General features: G+C 70.6%; 17 protein-coding genes. 15 read left to right on the forward strand and 2 right to left on the reverse strand.

Annotated features, from left to right (window positions below):
* The first annotated feature begins 310 nt into the window (after nucleotides 1-310).
* From V4F39_RS24545 to V4F39_RS24600, 12 genes are all read left to right on the forward strand, one after another.
* On the forward strand, nucleotides 311-649 hold the full coding sequence (locus V4F39_RS24545) for a P-II family nitrogen regulator (protein ID WP_046113293.1): 339 nt from the start codon (nucleotides 311-313) through the stop codon (nucleotides 647-649).
* A 21-nt stretch (nucleotides 650-670) separates the two neighbouring features.
* On the forward strand, nucleotides 671-2071 hold the full coding sequence (locus V4F39_RS24550; protein WP_332292779.1) for an ammonium transporter: 1401 nt from the start codon (nucleotides 671-673) through the stop codon (nucleotides 2069-2071).
* A 159-nt stretch (nucleotides 2072-2230) separates the two neighbouring features.
* A complete protein-coding gene (gene gshA, locus V4F39_RS24555) occupies nucleotides 2231-3526 on the forward strand; it encodes a glutamate--cysteine ligase (RefSeq protein ID WP_332292780.1) in 1296 nt (431 codons plus the stop codon).
* A gap of 91 nt (nucleotides 3527-3617) precedes the next feature.
* A complete protein-coding gene (locus V4F39_RS24560; RefSeq protein ID WP_332292782.1) occupies nucleotides 3618-5501 on the forward strand; it encodes a potassium transporter Kup in 1884 nt (627 codons plus the stop codon).
* Between the two features lie 100 nt (nucleotides 5502-5601).
* Nucleotides 5602-6771: a benzoate/H(+) symporter BenE family transporter gene (locus V4F39_RS24565; protein WP_332292783.1), complete on the forward strand. Its 1170-nt coding sequence runs from the start codon at nucleotides 5602-5604 to the stop codon at nucleotides 6769-6771.
* Nucleotides 6772-6800: 29 nt separating this feature from the next.
* Nucleotides 6801-7760: a glutathione synthase gene (gene gshB, locus V4F39_RS24570; protein WP_332292785.1), complete on the forward strand. Its 960-nt coding sequence runs from the start codon at nucleotides 6801-6803 to the stop codon at nucleotides 7758-7760.
* A gap of 39 nt (nucleotides 7761-7799) precedes the next feature.
* A complete protein-coding gene (locus V4F39_RS24575) occupies nucleotides 7800-8906 on the forward strand; it encodes an S-(hydroxymethyl)glutathione dehydrogenase/class III alcohol dehydrogenase (RefSeq protein WP_332292787.1) in 1107 nt (368 codons plus the stop codon).
* Nucleotides 8907-8908: 2 nt separating this feature from the next.
* Nucleotides 8909-9766, forward strand: coding sequence for an S-formylglutathione hydrolase (gene fghA / locus V4F39_RS24580; RefSeq protein ID WP_332292789.1), 858 nt, complete (start codon nucleotides 8909-8911; stop codon nucleotides 9764-9766).
* Nucleotides 9767-9779: 13 nt separating this feature from the next.
* Nucleotides 9780-10376 carry an IMPACT family protein gene (locus tag V4F39_RS24585; RefSeq protein WP_332292790.1) on the forward strand — a complete coding sequence of 199 codons (597 nt, stop codon included), beginning with the start codon at nucleotides 9780-9782 and terminating at the stop codon, nucleotides 10374-10376.
* Between the two features lie 147 nt (nucleotides 10377-10523).
* Nucleotides 10524-11426 carry a recombination-associated protein RdgC gene (locus V4F39_RS24590; RefSeq protein ID WP_332292792.1) on the forward strand — a complete coding sequence of 301 codons (903 nt, stop codon included), beginning with the start codon at nucleotides 10524-10526 and terminating at the stop codon, nucleotides 11424-11426.
* Nucleotides 11427-11457: 31 nt separating this feature from the next.
* Nucleotides 11458-13344 carry an ATP-binding cassette domain-containing protein gene (locus tag V4F39_RS24595; protein ID WP_332292793.1) on the forward strand — a complete coding sequence of 629 codons (1887 nt, stop codon included), beginning with the start codon at nucleotides 11458-11460 and terminating at the stop codon, nucleotides 13342-13344.
* Nucleotides 13345-13361: 17 nt separating this feature from the next.
* Nucleotides 13362-13778: a PaaI family thioesterase gene (locus tag V4F39_RS24600; RefSeq protein WP_378235097.1), complete on the forward strand. Its 417-nt coding sequence runs from the start codon at nucleotides 13362-13364 to the stop codon at nucleotides 13776-13778.
* A 12-nt stretch (nucleotides 13779-13790) separates the two neighbouring features.
* Here V4F39_RS24600 and V4F39_RS24605 read toward each other — a convergent pair whose 3' ends face one another.
* Both V4F39_RS24605 and V4F39_RS24610 read right to left on the reverse strand, forming a co-directional pair.
* Nucleotides 13791-14522, reverse strand: a complete 732-nt coding sequence (locus V4F39_RS24605) for a hypothetical protein (protein ID WP_332292796.1) — start codon at nucleotides 14520-14522, stop codon at nucleotides 13791-13793.
* Nucleotides 14523-14588: 66 nt separating this feature from the next.
* Entirely contained in the window at nucleotides 14589-16031 is a 1443-nt protein-coding gene (locus V4F39_RS24610; RefSeq protein ID WP_332292797.1) for an aminotransferase-like domain-containing protein, read from the reverse strand.
* Between the two features lie 111 nt (nucleotides 16032-16142).
* Here V4F39_RS24610 and V4F39_RS24615 point away from each other — a divergent pair, with 111 nt between their 5' ends.
* The 3 genes from V4F39_RS24615 to V4F39_RS24625 are packed head-to-tail and all read left to right on the forward strand — an operon-like array spanning nucleotide 16143 to nucleotide 19023.
* Entirely contained in the window at nucleotides 16143-17123 is a 981-nt protein-coding gene (locus V4F39_RS24615; RefSeq protein WP_332292798.1) for a DMT family transporter, read from the forward strand.
* Nucleotides 17120-17848 (forward strand): aspartate/glutamate racemase family protein, encoded by a 729-nt coding sequence (locus tag V4F39_RS24620; RefSeq protein ID WP_332292799.1) that lies wholly within the window; start codon nucleotides 17120-17122, stop codon nucleotides 17846-17848. The genes V4F39_RS24615 and V4F39_RS24620 overlap by 4 nt, the downstream gene beginning before the upstream one ends.
* Complete coding sequence (locus V4F39_RS24625; RefSeq protein WP_332292800.1) at nucleotides 17845-19023, forward strand: aminotransferase-like domain-containing protein; 1179 nt, start codon at nucleotides 17845-17847, stop codon at nucleotides 19021-19023. Before V4F39_RS24620 ends, V4F39_RS24625 begins: the two co-directional genes overlap by 4 nt.
* The last annotated feature ends 35 nt before the right edge of the window (nucleotides 19024-19058 follow it).

Raw genomic sequence — 19058 nt, forward strand, 5'->3', positions numbered from 1 at the left:
TGGTGTCGATGAGGTGTCCGGACTGCGACAAAGCATTGTCGGCACGCCGATGGACCCACTCGAGGCCCACCGATGGCACCATCCAGGTGCATCGATCGAGATTTCACCGCCATGGTGCAGTCTTCCGCCCTTGTCGGTGCGGCGGACGGTGCGGTGCCCCGCGCTGGGGCGGGGTTGTCGATCGCGTTCGTTGGCACAAAAGCTGCAAAAAGTATCCCGTCATGCATCGCCGGTCTGCGGCGACTTGTTCTGCGCGACCGGCGCCTTCGTCGGCGTCAAGCACACCTTTTGATAACGGGAGAAAGCAACCATGAAGATGGTGACCGCCATCGTCAAGCCGTTCAAGCTCGACGAAGTGCGTGAGGCCCTGAGCGGCATCGGCGTTCAGGGCATCACGGTGACCGAGGTCAAGGGCTTCGGCCGCCAGAAGGGCCACACCGAGCTTTACCGCGGCGCGGAGTACGTCGTCGACTTCCTGCCCAAGGTGAAGATCGAGGCGGCCGTCGACGACGCGATCGTCGACCGCGTGATCGAGGCCATCGAGGCTTCGGCCCGCACCGGAAAGATCGGCGACGGGAAGATCTTCGTTTCGCCGCTCGAGCAGGTGGTGCGCATCCGGACCGGCGAGACCGGCAAGGACGCCCTCTGACGCCCAACAAGAGAAAGACCCATGAAAAAACTGATTGTTTCGTTGGCCCTGGGCTTGTCGCTCCTGGGCATCGGAGGGATGGCCGTGGCGCAGCAGCCCGCCTCGGACCCCGTGGCCACGGAGGCGGCCGCATCCGAGCCGGCGGCTGCACCGGCTGACGCCGCGCCCGCCCCGGCGGAGGCCGCCTCGGCCGCCGAAGCCCCGGCGCCCACCCTCAGCACCGGCGACACCGCCTGGATGCTGACGTCCACCTTGCTCGTGATCCTGATGACGATCCCGGGCCTCGCTCTGTTCTACGGCGGCCTCGCCCGCTCGAAGAACATGCTGTCCGTGCTGATCCAGGTGTTCGTGATCTTCTCGCTGATCACCGTGCTGTGGGCCATCTACGGCTACAGCCTGGCATTCGCCGGCGGCGGCTCGTTCATCGGCACCTTCGACAAGCTGTTCCTGAAGGGCATCACGCCGGAGACGCTGTCGGGCACCATCCCCGAGTACGTCTTCGTCGCGTTCCAGTCCACCTTCGCGGCCATCACCTGCGCGCTGATCGTCGGCTCCTACGCCGAACGCATCAAGTTCTCCGCGGTGCTGCTGTTCACGGTGATCTGGTTCACCTTCAGCTACCTGCCGATCGCGCACATGGTGTGGGCGGCCGACGGCTGGCTGTTCAAGGACGGCGCGCTCGACTTCGCGGGCGGCACGGTGGTCCACATCAACGCCGGTATCGCCGGCCTGGTGGGCGCCTACGTGATCGGCAAGCGCATCGGCTTCGGCAAGGAGGCGTTCACGCCGCACTCGCTGACGCTGACGATGGTCGGCGCCTCGCTGCTGTGGGTGGGCTGGTTCGGCTTCAACGCCGGCTCGGCGCTGAGTGCCAACGGCGCCGCCGGCCTGGCCTTCATCAACACCATCCTCGCCACCGGCGCGGCCACCCTGTCCTGGAGCGCGGGCGAAGCGCTGCACAAGGGCAAGGCCTCGATGCTGGGTGCGGCGTCGGGCGCGGTCGGCGGCCTGGTCGCCATCACCCCGGCGGCCGGCTTCGTCGGCCCGATGGGCTCCATCCTGCTCGGCCTGATCGCCGGCGTGGTGTGCCTGTGGGGCGTGGGCGGCCTGAAGCGCATGCTGGGCGCGGACGACTCGTTCGACGTGTTCGGCGTCCATGGCGTGGGCGGCATCGTCGGCGCGCTGCTGACGGCGGTCTTCGCCGCCCCGGGCATGGGCGGCGTCAAGGACGACGCGTACTCCATCGGTGCGCAACTCGTCATCCAGTTCAAGGGCGTCGGCGTCACGATCATCTGGTCGGCCATCGTGGCGTTCATCGCCTACAAGATCGCGGACCTGGTGGTCGGCCTGCGCCCCTCGGAAGAAGACGAACGCGAGGGCCTCGACATCACCTCGCACGGCGAAACGGCGTACAGCAAGTAAGCGCCTGCAGCCAAGTACAGATCGACAGAGCGATTGGGCCGCCTTCGGGCGGCCCCTTTTTTTGTGCGGCGGCGTTTCATCCTCTTGGCGAATGCCGGTGCCGGCCCCAGTTGATGCACTCCTAGAATGGGTCCATCCCTCCCTTGACGGGCGCTCAGCATGGTTCCGCACCTCATCACCGCCCTCACCGGGCCGATCAACGAACTCGAACAGCGCATCCTCGAATCGATGCCGGCGATCGAGCGCTGGTTCCGGCTCGAGTGGATGGAGCACACGCCGCCGTTCTACAGCTCCGTCGACCTGCGCAACGCCGGCTTCAAGCTGGCGCCGGTCGACACCAACCTGTTCCCCGGCGGCTGGAACAACCTGACCAACGAGATGCTGCCGCTGGCGGTGCAGGCGGCCATGGCGGCGATCGAGAAGATCTGCCCCGAGGCCAAGAACCTGCTGCTGGTGCCGGAGGCGCACACCCGCAACACCTTCTACCTGGCCAACGTCCAGCGGCTCAAGCAGATCTTCCACCAGGCCGGGCTGAATGTGCGGCTGGGCACGCTCGACGAGAGCATCACCGAGCCGGTGACGATGGCGCTGCCCGACGGCAGCGAGCTGGTGGTCGAGCCGCTGCAGCGCCACCGGGGCCGGCTGGGGTTGAAGGACTTCGACCCGTGCACCGTGTTGCTCAACAACGACCTCTCCGCCGGGCTGCCGTCGGTGCTGGAAGGGCTGCACGAGCAGTACCTGCTGCCCCCGCTGCATGCCGGCTGGGCGGTCCGCCGCAAGTCCAACCACTTCCAGAGCTACGAGGAAGTGGCCAAGAAGTTCTCCAAGCTGCTCGGCATGGACCCATGGCTGATCAACCCGATGTTCGCGCAGTGCGGGCAGGTCGACTTCAGCGAGGGCGAGGGCCTGGAATGCGTGCAGACGCAGGCCGATGCGCTGCTCACGAAGGTGCGCCGCAAGTACAAGGAGTACGGCATCAACGAGAAGCCGTTCGTCGTGGTCAAGGCCGACAACGGCACCTACGGCATGGGCATCATGATGGTCCGCGACGCCAAGGAACTGGCCGACCCGAGCCGCCGCACGCGCAACAAGATGAGCGTGGTCAAGGACGGCCAGCAGGTCAGCCAGGTGATCATCCAGGAAGGCGTGCCCACCTACGAGCGCATGAACGACGCGGTGGCGGAGCCGGTGGTCTACATGATCGACCGCTACGTCGTCGGCGGCTTCTACCGCGTGCATGCCGAGCGGGGGACGGACGAGAACCTCAACGCGCCCGGCGCGTCCTTCGTGCCGCTGGCCTTCGCCGAATCGAACCAGCTGCCGCGGCCGGGCGCCAAGCCGGGCGCCAGCGCGCCGAACCGCTTCTACATGTACGGCGTGATCGGCCGCCTCGCGATGCTGGCCGCCAGCTACGAGCTGGAAGCGACCGACCCGGACGCCGAAGTCTACGAATGAGGCGCCGTGCCGCGCACGCCGCCGCGCCGCCGCGCCGCGCGCACAATAGCCTGCTTTCGATGACCGACCCCCGCCGGTGGGGTGCCGCTTCGTGGGTTCTTCCAACGCCAACCGTTCACCGGCCGCCCTGGCCGCCCTGACACTCGCCGCGCTCGGCATCGTCTACGGCGACATCGGCACCAGCCCGCTGTATGCCCTGAAGGAAGTCTTCCGCCACGGCCATGTGCCGGTGACGCACGACAACGTGCTGGGCGTCCTGTCGCTGATCTTCTGGACCATGACCACCGTGGTCTCGGTCAAGTACGTGCTGCTGATCCTGCGCGCCGACAACAACGGCGAAGGCGGGCTGATCGCGATGCTCGCGCTGGCCACCACGGCGGTGAGGGAGCGGCCTGCGCTGCGCCACACGCTGATGCTGGTGGGCATGTTCGGCACCGCGGTGTTCTACGGCGACGGCGTCATCACGCCAGCGATCTCGGTGCTCTCGGCGGTCGAGGGCCTGGAGGTCGCGGCGCCGGCGCTGCATCCGGTGATCGTGCCGGTCACCCTGGTGCTGATCACCGCGCTCTTTGCCGTGCAGCGCTTCGGCACCGGGGGCATAGGCAGGTTCTTCGGGCCCATCATGCTGCTGTGGTTCGTCGTGCTCGTGGCACTGGGCCTGCCCAGGGTCGTGGAAGACCCCCACGTCCTGCTGGCGCTGAATCCTCTGTACGCGATGTCGTTCATCCACGACAACCCGTTGACCGCCTTCATCGCGCTGGGGGCGGTGGTGCTGTGCATCACCGGCGGCGAGGCCCTCTACGCCGACCTCGGCCACTTCGGCAAGCAGCCGATCCGCATCGCCTGGTACGCCGGCGTGATGCCGGCCCTGGTGGTGAACTACTTCGGCCAGGGTGCGCTGCTGCTGCAGGACCCCGCCGCGGCGGCCAACCCCTTCTTCCTGCTCGCGCCGAAGTGGGCCGCGCTGCCGCTGGTGCTGCTGGCCACCTGCGCCACCGTCATCGCCTCGCAGGCGCTGATCACCGCGGCCTTCTCGGTGACGCGCCAGGCCATCCAGATGGGCCTGCTGCCGCGCATGCACATCAAGCACACCTCGGTGCGCGACACCGGGCAGATCTACGTCCCCTTCGTCAACTGGAGCCTGTACGTGCTGATCGTGCTGGCCGTCGGCCTGTTCGGCACTTCGTCGAAGCTGGCCAACGCCTACGGCATCGCGGTCACGCTGGACATGACGATCACCACGGTGATGACCTTCTTCGTGATCCGCTACGGCTGGCGCTACCCGCTGCCGCTGTGCATCCTGGCCACCGGCTTCTTCTTCCTGGTCGACGTGGTGTTCTTCGCGTCCAACATGCTGAAGCTGCTGGCCGGCGGCTGGTTCCCGATCGTCATCGGCCTGGGCATGTTCACGTTGATGACCACGTGGATGCGCGGCCGCCAGCTCGTGGCCGAGCGGCTGCGCGACGAGGCGATCGACCTGAAGAGTTTCCTCGACGCGGTCTTCATCAGCCCGCCCACGCGCGTGCCCGGCACGGCGGTGTTCCTCAGCGCCGATCCCACCATCGTGCCCAACGCGCTGATGCACAACCTGAAGCACAACAAGGTGCTGCACGAGTACAACCTGTTCGTCTCGGTGCAGACCCACGAGGTGCCGTGGATCGGCTTCGGCAAGCGCGTGGAACTCACGCCGCTGGGCCGCGACTGCTGGTCGGTGCTGGTGCACTTCGGCTTCAAAAACGACCCCGACGTGCCCGAGGCGCTGAAGCTGCTGGCCGGCCGCGGCGTGCCGCTCGACGACATGGAGACCAGCTATTTCCTCAGCCGCGACATCATCGTGCCCAGCCTGGGCCAGGGCATGGTGCTGTGGCGGGAGAAGCTCTTCGCCAACCTGCACCGCAATGCCGGGGCGGCAGCCGACTTCCTGCACCTGCCGGCCAATCGCATCGTCGAGCTGGGCTCCAAGGTAGAGATATAAGACCCCCCCTACGCGCTTCGCGCGCCCCCCGAGGGGGCCACACCAGTGGACCGGCGGAGCCGGGTCCACGGTGTCTGCTGGCGCAAGACAAGGAGACAGGGTGCGTTTTCTGAGAGATCTTTCGCTGTCGGCGGCGGTGGCGGGCTTCGTGGCGGTGCTGGTGGGCTTCACCAGCTCGGTGGTCATCGTGTTCCAGGCCGCGGCGAGCCTGGGCGCCACGCCGGCGCAGCTCGCCTCGTGGATGTGGGCGCTGGGGCTGGGCATGGGCCTCACCAGCGCGGGGCTGTCGCTGTGGTACCGGGTGCCGGTGCTCACGGCCTGGTCGACCCCCGGGGCGGCGCTGCTGGTCACGGCCGGCGTCGGGCTGCCGATGAGCGAGGCGATCGGGGCCTTCATCGCCTGCGCGCTGCTGATCACGCTGGCCGGCGTCACCGGCTGGTTCCGCCGGGTGATGGACCGCATCCCGCAGGCGCTGGCCGCCGCGCTGCTCGCCGGTGTGCTGGCGCGCTTCGCGTTCGATGCGTTCCTGTCGCTGCGCACCGAGTTCTCGCTCGTGTTCGCGATGCTGCTCGCCTACCTGGCGGGCCGGCGCCTGTGGCCGCGCTACGCGGTGCCCGGCGTGCTTGCGACGGGCCTCGTGCTCGCCGGCCTGCGCGGCCAGCTGCACCTGGGCGGCGTGTCGTGGACGCTGGCCGCGCCGGTCTTCACGATGCCCACCTTCTCGGTACATGCGCTGATCGGCGTGGCGCTGCCGCTCTTCGTCGTCACGATGGCATCGCAGAACCTGCCCGGCGTGGCGGCGCAGCGTGCGGCGGGCTACGACACGCCGGTGTCGCCGGTGATCGCCACCACCGGCATCGCGACACTGCTGCTCGCGCCCTTCGGCGGCTATGCGCTCAACCTGGCGGCCATCACCGCGGCCATCTGCATGGGCCGCGAGGCGCACGAAGACCCGGCGCGCCGCTACACCGCGGCCGTGATGGCCGGCGTGTTCTACATCGCCATCGGCCTGCTCGGCGGCGCGGTGGTCGGGCTGATCGCCGCGTTCCCGAAGGAGATGGTGCTGGCCGTGGCCGGCTTCGCGCTGCTGGGCACCATCGGCGGCGGGCTCTCCACCGCGATGAAGGACGACAAGAGCCGCGAGGCGGCGCTGATCACCTTCCTGGTGACGGCCAGCGGGGTCAGCCTGTGGGGCGTGGCCTCGGCGTTCTGGGGCGTGGTCGCCGGCGCGCTGGCGCTGGCTGTGCAACACTGGCGCCCCCTTCGTTGACAGGCTCGTTTTTTGCGGCCGCCAGCCCCATGGAACTGCTCTTCGTCGCCGACCCGCTCGAGGTCTTCAAGACCTACAAGGACACCACCTTCGCGATGATGCGCGAGGCTGCCGCGCGCGGCCATGTGCTGTGGGCCTGCGAGCAGCGCCAGCTGGCCTGGCAGCGCGGCGCGCGCGTGACGGCGCGGGGCGCACGCCGGGTGTCGCTCACCGGTGATGCGGACGACTGGTTCACCGTCGAGGCAACGCGCGACCTGGTGCTGGCCGACGCCAGCGCCGTGCTGATGCGCAAGGACCCGCCCTTCGACAGCGAGTACTTCTACGCCACGCACCTGCTCGAACAAGCCGAGCGCGAAGGCGCGCGTGTGCTCAACAGCCCGCGTGCGCTGCGCGACCACCCCGAGAAGCTGGCGATCCTCGAGTTCCCGCAGTTCATCGGCCCCACGCTGGTGACGCGCGATGCAGCCGCGATCCGCGACTTCCACGCCGAGCACCAGGACATCATCCTGAAGCCGCTCGACGGCATGGGCGGCATGGGCATCTTCCGCGTCGGCCCCGACGGGCTGAACCTCGGCAGCATCACCGAGACGCTCAACCAGCACGGCCGCACCACGGTGATGGTGCAGAAGTACCTGCCCGAGATCGTGCAGGGCGACAAGCGCATCATCCTGATCGACGGCGAACCCATCCCGCACACCCTTGCCCGCATCCCGCAGGGCAGCGAGATCCGCGGCAACATGGCCGTGGGCGGCAAGGGCGTGGCCCAGCCGCTGTCCGATACCGACCGCGACATCGCCCGCGCCATCGGCGCCGTGCTGGCGCCGCGGGGCCTGCTCTTCATCGGCCTGGACGTGATCGGCGACTGCGTGACGGAGATCAACGTCACCAGCCCGACCGGCTTCCAGGAAATCACGCAGCAGACCGGCTACGCCGTGGCCCAGCGCTTCACCGATGCGCTCGAAGCCGCGGTGGCCAGGCCGCGCGGCTGATCGCCGAACCTCTTTTTTCTCTTCCTCGAAGCATCGCCCATGAAGACCAAAGCCGCCGTGGCCTGGAAGGCCGGATCCCCGCTCACCATCGAAGAGGTGACGCTCGACGGCCCGCGCGCCGGCGAAGTGCTGGTCGAGGTCAAGGCCACCGGCATCTGCCACACCGACTACTACACGCTGTCGGGCGCCGACCCCGAAGGCCTGTTCCCTGCGATCCTCGGCCACGAAGGCGCGGGCGTCGTGGTCGACGTGGGCCCCGGCGTGACCTCGCTGCGCAAGGACGACCACGTCATCCCGCTCTACACGCCCGAATGCCGCCAGTGCAAGTTCTGCCTGTCGCGCAAGACCAACCTGTGCCAGCAGATACGCGGCACGCAGGGCAGGGGCCTGATGCCGGACGCGACCAGCCGCTTCTCGATCGACGGCCAGCCCATCCTGCACTACATGGGCACCAGCACCTTCAGCAACTACATCGTGGTGCCCGAGATCGCGCTGGCCAAGGTGCGCGCCGACGCGCCCTTCGACAAGATCTGCTACATCGGCTGCGGCGTCACCACTGGCCTCGGCGCGGTGCTGTTCACCGCCAAGGTGGAAGCGGGCGCCAACGTGGTGGTGTTCGGCCTCGGCGGCATCGGCCTCAACGTGATCCAGGGCGCGAAGATGGTGGGTGCCGACAAGATCATCGGCGTCGACCTGAACCCCGAGCGCGAGGCCATGGCCCGCAAGTTCGGCATGACGCACTTCATCAACCCGAAAGACACCGAGAACGTCGTCGACGCGATCGTGCAGATCACCGACGGCGGCGCCGACTACAGCTTCGAATGCGTCGGCAACACCAAGCTGATGCGCCAGGCGCTGGAGTGCACGCACAAGGGCTGGGGCCGCAGCATCATCATCGGCGTGGCGGAAGCCGGTGCCGAGATCAGCACGCGGCCGTTTCAGCTCGTCACCGGCCGCAAGTGGGAAGGCTCGGCCTTCGGCGGCGCCCGTGGCCGCACCGACGTGCCGAAAATCGTCGACTGGTACATGGACGGCAAGATCAACATCGACGACCTGATCACGCACCACCTGACGCTGGAGCAGATCAACGAAGGCTTCGACCTGATGAAGCGCGGCGAGTCCATCCGTTCCGTCGTCGTCTATTGACCATGGCCGCCCCCGAACTCCTCAGCGCGCATGGCTGCTTCGGCGGCGAGCAGCGCTTCTACCGGCATGACTCCAGCGCTATCGGCCTGCCGATGCGCTTCGGCGTCTACCTGCCGCCGCAGGCCGCGCAGGGCAGGGTGCCGGTGCTGACCTACCTGGCCGGCCTCACCTGCAATGAAGAGACCTTCGCGATCAAGGCCGGCGCGCAGCGCTTCGCGGCCGAGCACGGCATCGCGCTGCTGATGCCCGACACCAGCCCGCGCGGCGCCAACGTGCCCGGCGAGGCCGACGCCTGGGACTTCGGCGTGGGGGCCGGTTTCTACCTCGATGCCACCGAGGCGCCATGGGCCACGCACTGGCGCATGGAAAGCTACATCGTCGACGAGCTGCTGCCGCTGGCCGCGGTGGAACTGGGGCTCGACGGCCAGCGCGCCGGCATCTTCGGCCACTCGATGGGCGGCCATGGCGCGCTGACGCTGGCGCTGCGGCATCCGGGGCGCTTCCTTTCGGTGTCGGCCTTCGCACCCATCGCCGCGCCCACGCGCTGCCCCTGGGGCCACAAGGCTTTCAGCGGCTACCTGGGCGCCGACCGCAGCACGTGGGAGGCCCACGACGCCAGCGCGCTGATGTCGAAGCTGGCAGCGGCACCGTTCCCCGAAGGCATCCTGGTCGACCAGGGCCTGGCCGACAAATTCCTGGCCGAGCAGCTCTACCCCGAAGCCTTCGAGCTGGCCTGCAAGGCCGCCAACCAGCCGCTGACGCTGCGCCGCCATGCGGGCTACGACCACGGCTACTACTTCATCAGCACCTTCATCGCCGACCACGTGGCGCATCACGCCGCGGTGCTGAAGCGCGCCTGACGGGGCGCGGGCCGTGGCCTTCACGCTCGCCGCGCCGGTCGCGAGCGAACTGCTGATCAAGAAGAGCCGCTTCATCGGCTGCGTCGAGCCCATGCGCGATCGGCCCGGCGCGCTGCTGCGCGTGGCCGCGCTGCGTGTGCAGCACCCCGGCGCCGCCCACGTGTGCTGGGCCTTGCTGGCGGGCGGTGATTCGGCCGCCAACGACGATGGCGAGCCCGGCGGCACGGCCGGCCGCCCGATGCTCGACGTGCTGCGCCACCAGGAACTGGAAGGCGTGCTCGCCACCGTGGTGCGCTACTTCGGCGGTGTGAAGCTCGGCGCCGGCGGGCTGGTGCGCGCCTACACCGACGCCGTCGCGCAGGCGCTGCTGACGGCGCAGCGCGTGCCGCTGCAGCGGCTGGCGGCGCTGCAGTGCCAGGTGCCCTACGCGTTCGAAGGCCTGCTGCGCCGCGAGCTCGACGCCGCCGGTGCCACGCTGGGCGAGGTGGCGCACGGCATGGACGTGACGCTCGCCTTCACGCTGCCCGAGCCGGCGGCGCAGGCGCTGCGCGCGCGCATCGACGACCTGACGCAGGGCCGCGCCGTGTGGCCCTCGGTGGTCACGGGCTGAGCGTTCCGCAGCCGGCCACGGTGGCACGGCGTGTTGCCCGGGTAACCGGCCGGGTACGGCGAGCGGGGCGCCGGCAGCGGACAATCACCGGTTTGTCGCCGCGGCCTGCGCGCGGCGCATGTTCCCCGTTCCAAGGATCTCCCCGACGTGTTCAAGAACCTGATCGTCTATCGCATCGCGCCCGAATGGACGCCCGACGCGGCCCAGCTCGAGGACGCACTCGACAAGGCACGCTTCGTCGAATGCGGTGCCACGCAGCCGGTGTCGGCCGGCTGGGTGGAGCCGCGCGGCACCGCCCACGCGGCGCTGCTGGAAGTGGTCGACGGCCATTGGCTGGCCAAGCTGATGGTCGAGCAGAAGGTGGTGCCCGGCGCGGTGGTCAAGCGCCGCATCGACGAAATGGCCGCCCAGATCGAGCAGCAGACCGGCCGCAAGCCCGGCAAGAAGCAGAAGAAGGAGCTGAAGGAAGACGCGCTGCACGAGCTGCTGCCGATGGCCTTCACCAAGCGCAGCGCGGTCAACGTGTGGATCGACCCGCAGCAGCGCCTGCTGATCGTCGACAGCGGCAGCGTCGCCCGTGCCGACGACGTGGTGACGCAGCTCGTCAAGGCCTGCGAGGGCCTGGGCGTGATGCTGCTGCAGACCGCCGAGACGCCGGCCGCGGTGATGTCGTCCTGGCTGGCCGGCGGCGAGCCGCCCGCGGCGTTCAGTGTCGACCGCGAATGCGAGCTGAAGTCGCCCGACGAGATGAAGTCGGTGGTGCGCTACGCCCGCCACGCGCTCGACATCGACGAGGTGCGCCAGCACATCGCCAACGGCAAGCAGCCGACGCGGCTGGCGCTGACCTGGCAGGGCCGCGTGTCGTTCGTGCTGAGCGACACGATGCAGATCCGCAAGATCGCCTTCCTCGACGGCGTGTTCGAAGGCCTGCCCAAGGCCGAGAAGGACGAAGCCTTCGAGGCCGATGCCGCCATCGCCACCGGCGAGCTGCGCCAGCTCATCCCCGACCTGATCGAGGCGCTTGGCGGCGAGCACGCCATGGCGGCCTGAACGATCCCACCTTCCGTACCGCGAGAACGCCATGGCCCTGCTGTCCCTCACCAACGCCCACCTGGCCTTCGGCCACGTGCCCCTGCTCGACGGTGCGGGCTTCTCGCTGGAAGCCGGTGAGCGCGTCGCGCTGATCGGCCGCAACGGCGCGGGCAAATCCTCGCTGCTGAAAGTGCTGGCGGGGCTGGAGAAGCTCGACGACGGCCTGCTGCAGGCGCAGCAGAACGTGCGCCGCTTCTACGTGCCGCAGGAGCCCGACTTCCCGCCCGGGGCCAGCGTGTTCGACGTGGTCGCCGAAGGCGTGGCCGAAGCCAAGGCGCTGCGGGCGCGCTACGAGGCGCACGAGCCGGGCGACGACCTCGACGCGATCCAGACGCGCATCGAGGCGCTCGACGGCTGGAACTGGGAGCGCCGCGTCGACGAGACGCTGCAGCGCCTGCACCTCGATCCGCAGGCCATCGTCGGATCCCTCTCGGGCGGCACGAAGAAGCGCGTGGCGCTGGCGCAGGCGCTGGCCGCGCACCCCGACGTGCTGCTGCTCGACGAGCCCACCAACCACCTGGACCTCGACGCCATCGTCTGGTTGCAGACGCTGCTCAACGAATGGAGCGGGTCGCTGCTGCTCATCTCCCACGACCGTGCCTTCATCGACGCGGTGGCCACGCGCATCGTCGAGCTCGACCGCGGCGTGCTGCGCAGCTACCCCGGCCGCTTCAGCGCCTACGAGGCGACGAAGGCGCGCGAGCTGGAGGACGAGGCGCTGGCCAACGCGCGCGCCGACAAGCTGCTGGCGCAGGAGGAGGTGTGGGTGCGCAAGGGCGTGGAGGCGCGCCGCACCCGCAGCGTGGGCCGCGTGCAGCGGCTGCAGGCGCTGCGCGCCCAGCGTGCCCAGCGGCGCGAGTCGCTCGGCCAGGTGCGGCTGGAGCTGGACTCGGGCGCGCCCAGCGGCAAGATCGTCGCGGAGCTGCGCGACGTGTCGATGCGCTTCGGGGAGCGCACGCTGATCGACCGCTTCAGCACCACGATCCTGCGCGGCGACAAGGTCGCGCTGGTCGGCCCCAACGGCAGCGGCAAGACCACGCTGCTCAAGCTCATCCTCGGCGAACTGCAGCCCACCTCGGGCAGCGTGCGGCGAGGCAGCAACCTGCAGGTGGCCTACTTCGACCAGATGCGCGCCGGGCTCAACCTCGACGCCACGCTGGCCGACACCATCAGCCCCGGCAGCGAGTGGGTCGAGATCGGCGGCCAGCGCAAGCACGTGATGAGCTACCTGAGCGACTTCCTGTTCTCGCCGGCGCGCGCCAACAGCCCGGTGCGCACGCTGTCGGGCGGCGAGCGCAACCGGGTGATGCTGGCCCGGCTCTTCGCGCTGCCGGCCAACGTGCTGGTGCTCGACGAGCCCACCAACGATCTCGACATCGACACGCTGGAACTGCTGGAGGAGCTGCTGCAGTCGTACAGCGGCACGGTGTTCCTGGTGAGCCACGACCGGCGCTTCGTCGACAACGTGGTGACGAGCACGATCGCCTGGGAGGGCGACGTGTCCGCCGGCGGCCGCCCCGGCCTGTGGCGCGAGTATGAGGGCGGCATCGAGGACTGGCTGCTGCAGCGCGACCGCTCGCGCGCCGTGGTGCAGGCCGCCCCGGCCCCAGCGCCGGCGGCGGCGCCCGCCGCGGCCGCCAAGGCCGCCGCACCGCAGCGCAAGCTGGGCTACAAGGAGCAACGCGAGCTCGACGCGCTGCCCGGGCGCATCGAGGCGCTGGAGGCCGAGCAGAAGGCGCTGGCCGAGCAGCTCGCCGATCCGGCGATCTATGCCGAAGGCCCTCAGCGCGCCGCAGCGCTGCAGGCGCGTTATGCCCAGATCGACGACGAACTGCTGGCCGCGCTGGAGCGTTGGGAGGCGCTGGGCGCGCGCTGAGCGCTGGCCAAGGCATCATGGCGGCCATGAGCAGCCCTGACCTTCTTTTCGACCTGTCGATCCCGCTGGCAGGCACCTTCGGCCTGCGCGGCGAGGCGATCGGCGACGACCGCGCCGTCGTGCGGCTTCCGTATGCGCCCGCCCATGCCAACAGCCGGGGCGAGGTGCATGGCGGCGCGCTGGCCGTCCTGTTCGACTGCTGCCTCGCGGCGGCGGTGCGCTCGCACGCACCGGCGCAGTTTGGCGTGGTGACCATCGACCTGAGCGTGCACTACGTGGCCGCGTCCGACGGGGACGTGGTGTGTACCGCCGTCTGCGAGCGGCGGGGCCGTTCGATCAGCTTCGCCCGAGGAGAGGCGCGCAACGCCGCGGGCGACCTGCTGGCGCTGGCCACCGGCACCTTCAAGCTCTTCGAGCGGGCGCCGCGGGCCTGACGGGGCGCGGGTTCAGCGGCCGCCGGCGGCCGCGGGGTGCGTGCGGCTGACGATCAGGCCGGCCTGCAGGTACAGCGCGTTGAGCAGGCGCGACGCACGCACGCGGTCGAAGCCCGGAAACTCCGACAGGTCGCGCAGGTTGAGCGACTGGCGCTGCAGCCGCGTCACCGCCGCGAGCAGCGTGCCGCTCAGCCCGAGCGTGTGCAGGGCGGTGCCGGGCGAGATCCGGTAGGCGGCCTGGCCTGCGATCTCGGGCAGCAGCTCGTCGCGCGCGCCCCGCATCGCCAGATCCCAGGTGAGCTGCGGCAGCGAGTGGTAGAGGTGCAGGTCGCCGACCAGCGAAGCCTGCGAATCGCCCGGCGGCCGCATCACCGCGGGTTCCACGTGCATGACGAACAGGTCGGCCAGGCGGCCGCTCATCAGCTCCTCGAGCGGCACGGGGCAGTGGGCCAGCTGCTGGGCGGGGAACACCGTCAGCGGGATGACCCGTTCGCCGTTCTGCAGGTGCACCGCCAGCGCATGCCCATGGCGCAGGCTGGCGGCCAGCACCACCAGCACGTCGGCCGCATGCCCGCTCTGCTCCACCCGCTGCAGGTCCATCATCAGCGACGGGCTCAGCGATGCCAGGAATCCGGGCGCACCCTCGCCACGCTCGGTGAGCACCAGCTCATCGAGGTAACGCTGGAAGTCGCTGACCCGCATCAGGTCAGGGGTGCCGAAAGGCAGGGTGGATTCGAAGTTCACGATGGGGGCGCGCTGCCGGACGGCAGCGGCGCCAATGGTACGCGCAGCAACAGACCGTGAAAGTGGTTACAACGCCGCGCGCACCTTCTGCAGCGTATCCCAGAGCCGGCCGTCCTGCGAGGTGGCGAAATTGACGCGCATCAGCGTCGTCGGGCGCGGCACCGCATGGAACAGGGTGCCAGGGGCGAGCAGCCACCCCTGGTCGAGCATGGCCTCGCTGAGCCGCTCGGTGTCGACGCCCGCGTCGACCCAGCCGAACAGGCCCTGCGGCGGCGCGACGAAATGGAAGCCCGCCTCCTGCGCCAGCCGCTGCGTGCGCAGGCGCGCCGTTTCGAGCCGGTGGCCGATGCGCTCGGCATGGCGGCGCAGCGTGCCCTGCTCCAGCGTCACCGCAAGGGCCCGCTCGGGCGCCGTCGGCGTGCTGAGCATGCCCAGCAGCTTGGTGTCGATCAGGCGTTCGGCCAGCGCGGGCGCGGCGGCGATGCAGCCGACCCGCCAGTTCGGCGTGATGATCTTCGAGAAGCCGGTGAGGTAGACGCTGCGCTGCAGGTTGTCCAGCGCCGACAGGCGCGGGGCGTGCGGCGGGGCGAGGTAGGCGTAGGTGTCGTCCTCGACGATGGTGAAGTCGAAGGTCTCGGCCAGCTTGAGCACCTGGTGCGCCGCGGCCAGCGACAGCAGGGCGCCGGTCGGGTTGTGCAGCACGGACACCGTGATGTACAGGCGGGGCCGGTGGGCCTCGGCCAGCGCGCGCATCACGTCGAGGTCGGGGCCCTGCGCGCCGCGCGGCACCGTCAGCACGCGCAGGCCCAGGCGCGCGAGCCGGGCGAATTCGATCGGCCAGCCGGGCTCGTCCACCAGCACCGCGTCGCCCGGCTGCGTGAGCGTGCGCGAGACGATGTCCAGCGCGTGGGTGGCGCCCATGGTCGTCAGCAGGTGCGCGGGCGTCGCCCCGATGCCGATGTCGGCCAGCCGCTGCACGAAGGCCGTGCGGAAGCGCGGATCGCCCGCCGGATCGCCGTAGCGCAGGGCGCTGTCGTCGCCGGCCATCGCGCGGCGCATGGCGCCGTGCAGCAGCGGCAGGTCGAGCCAGTCGGGCGGCAGCGTGCCCATGCCCGGGCCGGGCCGGCCCACGCCATGGAACATGCCGCGGATCATCGCGGGCGCGTCGGTCGGGCGGATGCGCGGCGCGTCCGGCCGTCCCGCCCCGGCAGCCGCGGAGGTCGACGGCCGCGGCCGTGGGCCGGTGCGCGGCCCGCGCACGAAGAAGCCCCGCTGCGGGCGGGCTTCGACCAGCCCCTGGGCGGCCAGCTGGTCGTAGGCGGCGACGACGGTGCTGGGGCTGACGGCGTGGCGCCGCGCGCATTCGCGCACCGAGGGCAGGCGTGCGCCCGGGGCGAGCAGCTGCTGCTCGATGCGCTCGCCATAACGCGCCGCCAGCTGGGCGGCCAGCGTGGCGTCGCCGTCGCGCAGCAGGGTCGCAGGCACCAGGGGCGTGGAGGGCGGGGTCATGCTGTGCTGGTGTTGGGGGCAATACAGAATCTGAAATCGTCTGGCGAAGTGTACTGGTTCTGTGTTGGTGATGCGCCCTAGACTGCGTTCCCCTTGTCAGGAGAAGCCGCCATGCGAACCGCGCTGCCCTTGTGTCCCCCGACGTCCCCCGTGCTGCCTGCAGCCGCGGCCGCCGCGGCGCAGGCAGCGGCCCGTGCGGCGCGGCGGGGTTGGTGGCTCGGCCTGGCCGGGGTGCTGATGTTCGCGCTGAGCATTCCGATGACCCGGCTGGCGGGCGGCGGCGCGGCCGATCCGCAGCTGCCGCCGGACTTCGTCGCCATCGGGCGGGCCGCGCTGGCCGGCTTGCTGTCGGTGGCGTACCTCGCCGCGACGCGTGCGCCGCGGCCGCGGGGGGCGCAGTGGCCCTTGCTGGCGGTGAGCGCCGCGGGTGTCGTGTTCGGCTTCCCGTGGTTCTCGGGCTGGGCGGTGCGCCACGTCGAGGCGGTCCATGCGGCGGTGATCACCGGCTTCCTGCCGCTGGCGACGGCGGCGGTGGGTGCGCTGTGGCTGCGCCAGCGGCCGGCGCCGGCGTTCTGGTGGTGCACGCTGCTGGGCTGCGCGCTGGTCGTCGCCTTCGCGGCGGTGCAGGGCGGCGGGCGCCTGCAGCCGGCGGACGGCCTGCTGCTGGCGGCCGTCGGCAGCGCCGCGGTCGGCTACGTCGGCGGGGCGCGGCTGGCGGCGCAGGGCATGCGGGGCGAGCACGTGATCTGCTGGATGCTGGTGATGTGCCTGCCGATCACGCTGCCGTGGGTGGCGGCCATCGGGCTGCGGCACGGGGATGCGCTCGCCGCGGCGCGGCCGGCGGCCTGGGGCGGGTTCGCCTACGTCTCGCTCGTCTCGATGTGGCTCGGCTTCTTCGCCTGGTACCGCGGGCTGGCGATGGGCGGTACCCTGCGCGTGAGCCAGGTGCAGTTGGTGCAGCCGTTCGCGTCGATGGTGGCGGCGGTGCCGCTGCTGGGCGAGCGGCTCGATGCGGTGACGATCGTCTTCGCGCTCGCGGTGATCGGCACCGTCCTGGTGGGCAAGCGCATGCCGGTGGGAGGCCCGCGATGAGGACCCTGGGGCTGCTTGGCGGCATGAGCTGGGAATCCACCGCCGTGTACTACCGCCTGCTGAACCAGGGCGTCGCGCGCCGGTGCGGCGGGTTGCACAGCGCCCCGCTGCGGATCGCGAGCGTCGACTTTGCCCCGGTGGCGCAGTGGCAGTCGCAGGGCCAGTGGGCCGCCGCGGCGCAGCACCTCGGGGCGCTCGGGGCCGGCTTGTGGCAGGCCGGTGCGCAGGGCCTGGTGCTCGCGACCAACACCATGCACAAGGTGGCGGACGACATCGAAGCCCGTGCCGGCCTGCCCCTGCTGCACATCGCCGACGCCACCGGCGCGGCGATCCGCGCGGCGGGGCTGCGCTGCGTCGGCCTGCTGGGCACGCGCTTCACGATGGAAGATCCGTCCATCGTGATCGATCGGCTGCGCGAGCGCAGCGGCGTGGAGGTGCTGGTGCCGGCCGCCGCCGACCGGGCCCGCGTGCATGCGACGATCTACGACGAACTGTGCCGGGGAGTGGTCGGCGAGCCGGCACGTGCCGCCTTCCTCGGGGTGATCGACCGCCTGGCCGCCCGCGGCGCGCAGGGCGTGATCCTCGGTTGCACCGAGATCATGCTGCTGCTCGATCCGGCGCAACATGCCTTTCCCCTGTTCGACAGCACCACGCTGCACGCCCGTGCGGCGGTGGACTGGATGCTCCAAGACAACGACCCTGCCAACCCGCGAGACCTCTCATGACCTGGACCCTGGCCCGCCGCGCCGAGCGGCTGAACCCGTCGATCATTCGTGAAATCCTCAAGGTGACCGAGCGCCCGGGCATCGTGTCGCTGGCCGGCGGCCTGCCCGCCGCCGACAGCTTCCCGGTCGAGGCGATGCGCGAGGCGTCGGCGCGGGTGCTGGCCGAGGCGCCCCGCGAGGCGCTGCAGTACGCCGCCAGCGAGGGCTTCGGCCCGCTGCGCGAGTGGGTGGCGGCGCAGCTGTCGGCGCAGGGCATGAAGGCCGACGCCGACCGCGTGCTGATCACCACCGGCTCGCAGCAGGGCCTGGACCTGGTCGGCAAGGTGCTGATCGACGCGGGCAGCCGCGTCGCGGTGGAATCGCCCACGTACCTCGGCGCGCTGCAGGCGTTTGCGCCGTACGAGCCGGCGTTCGTCGCGGTCGAGTGCGACGACGAAGGCCCGGTGCCCGCCGCGCTGGGCGAGGCGCGGGGCGCGCGCTTCCTGTACATGCTGCCCAACTTCCAGAACCCGAGCGGCCGCTGCGTCGGCGCGGCGCGGCGCGACGCGTTGATGGGCGAATGCGTGCGGCTGGGCCTGCCGGTGCTGGAGGACAACCCCTACGGCGACCTGTGGTTCGACACCCCGCCGGCCCGCCCGCTGGCAGCCCACGCCCCCGACGAGGTGATCTACATGGGGTCGTTCTCGAAGGTGCTGGCGCCGGGGCTGCGGCTGGGCTACGTCGTCGCCCCCGCGCCCTTGTTCCCCAAGCTGCTGCAGGCCAAGCAGGCCGCCGACCTGCACACGCCCGGTTTCAACCAGCGCGTGGTGTACGAGGTCATCAAGGACGGCTTCCTCGACCGCCACGTGCCCACCATCCGCGCGCGCTACCGCCTGCAGCGCGATGCGATGCGCGCGGCGCTGGAGCGGCACATGCCCGCCGGCTGCCGCTGGCAGGTGCCGGAGGGCGGCATGTTCTTCTGGGTCGAGCTGCCGGAAGGCGTCGACGCGCTCGCGCTGCTGCCCAAGGCGGTGGAGGCCGGCGTGGCCTACGTGCCCGGCGCGGCGTTCTACAGCGCCAAGCCGCGACTGAACACGCTGCGGCTGAGCTTCGTCACGGTGTCGCCCGAGCGCATCGAGCAAGGCATCGCCACGCTCGGCCGGCTGTTCGGCGCCGCCGCCGGGAGCCCGGCATGAGCGCGCCGGGCCGCTCCCCAGCGCGCGTCCCGGAG

The sequence above is a fragment of the Aquincola agrisoli genome, assembly GCF_036621135.1.
Classification (GTDB): Bacteria; Pseudomonadota; Gammaproteobacteria; order Burkholderiales; family Burkholderiaceae_C; genus Aquincola; species Aquincola agrisoli.

Coding starts and splice junctions, on each gene's coding strand:
- gshB (WP_332292785.1), top strand. CDS start 6,801: ATGGAACTGCTCTTCGTCGCCGACCCGCTCGAGGTCTTCAAGACCTAC.
- V4F39_RS24600 (WP_378235097.1), top strand. CDS start 13,362: ATGGCGGCCATGAGCAGCCCTGACCTTCTTTTCGACCTGTCGATCCCG.
- fghA (WP_332292789.1), top strand. CDS start 8,909: ATGGCCGCCCCCGAACTCCTCAGCGCGCATGGCTGCTTCGGCGGCGAG.
- V4F39_RS24620 (WP_332292799.1), top strand. CDS start 17,120: ATGAGGACCCTGGGGCTGCTTGGCGGCATGAGCTGGGAATCCACCGCC.
- V4F39_RS24575 (WP_332292787.1), top strand. CDS start 7,800: ATGAAGACCAAAGCCGCCGTGGCCTGGAAGGCCGGATCCCCGCTCACC.
- gshA (WP_332292780.1), top strand. CDS start 2,231: ATGGTTCCGCACCTCATCACCGCCCTCACCGGGCCGATCAACGAACTC.
- V4F39_RS24545 (WP_046113293.1), top strand. CDS start 311: ATGAAGATGGTGACCGCCATCGTCAAGCCGTTCAAGCTCGACGAAGTG.
- V4F39_RS24615 (WP_332292798.1), top strand. CDS start 16,143: ATGCGAACCGCGCTGCCCTTGTGTCCCCCGACGTCCCCCGTGCTGCCT.
- V4F39_RS24550 (WP_332292779.1), top strand. CDS start 671: ATGAAAAAACTGATTGTTTCGTTGGCCCTGGGCTTGTCGCTCCTGGGC.
- V4F39_RS24595 (WP_332292793.1), top strand. CDS start 11,458: ATGGCCCTGCTGTCCCTCACCAACGCCCACCTGGCCTTCGGCCACGTG.
- V4F39_RS24610 (WP_332292797.1), bottom strand. CDS start 16,031: ATGACCCCGCCCTCCACGCCCCTGGTGCCTGCGACCCTGCTGCGCGAC.
- V4F39_RS24625 (WP_332292800.1), top strand. CDS start 17,845: ATGACCTGGACCCTGGCCCGCCGCGCCGAGCGGCTGAACCCGTCGATC.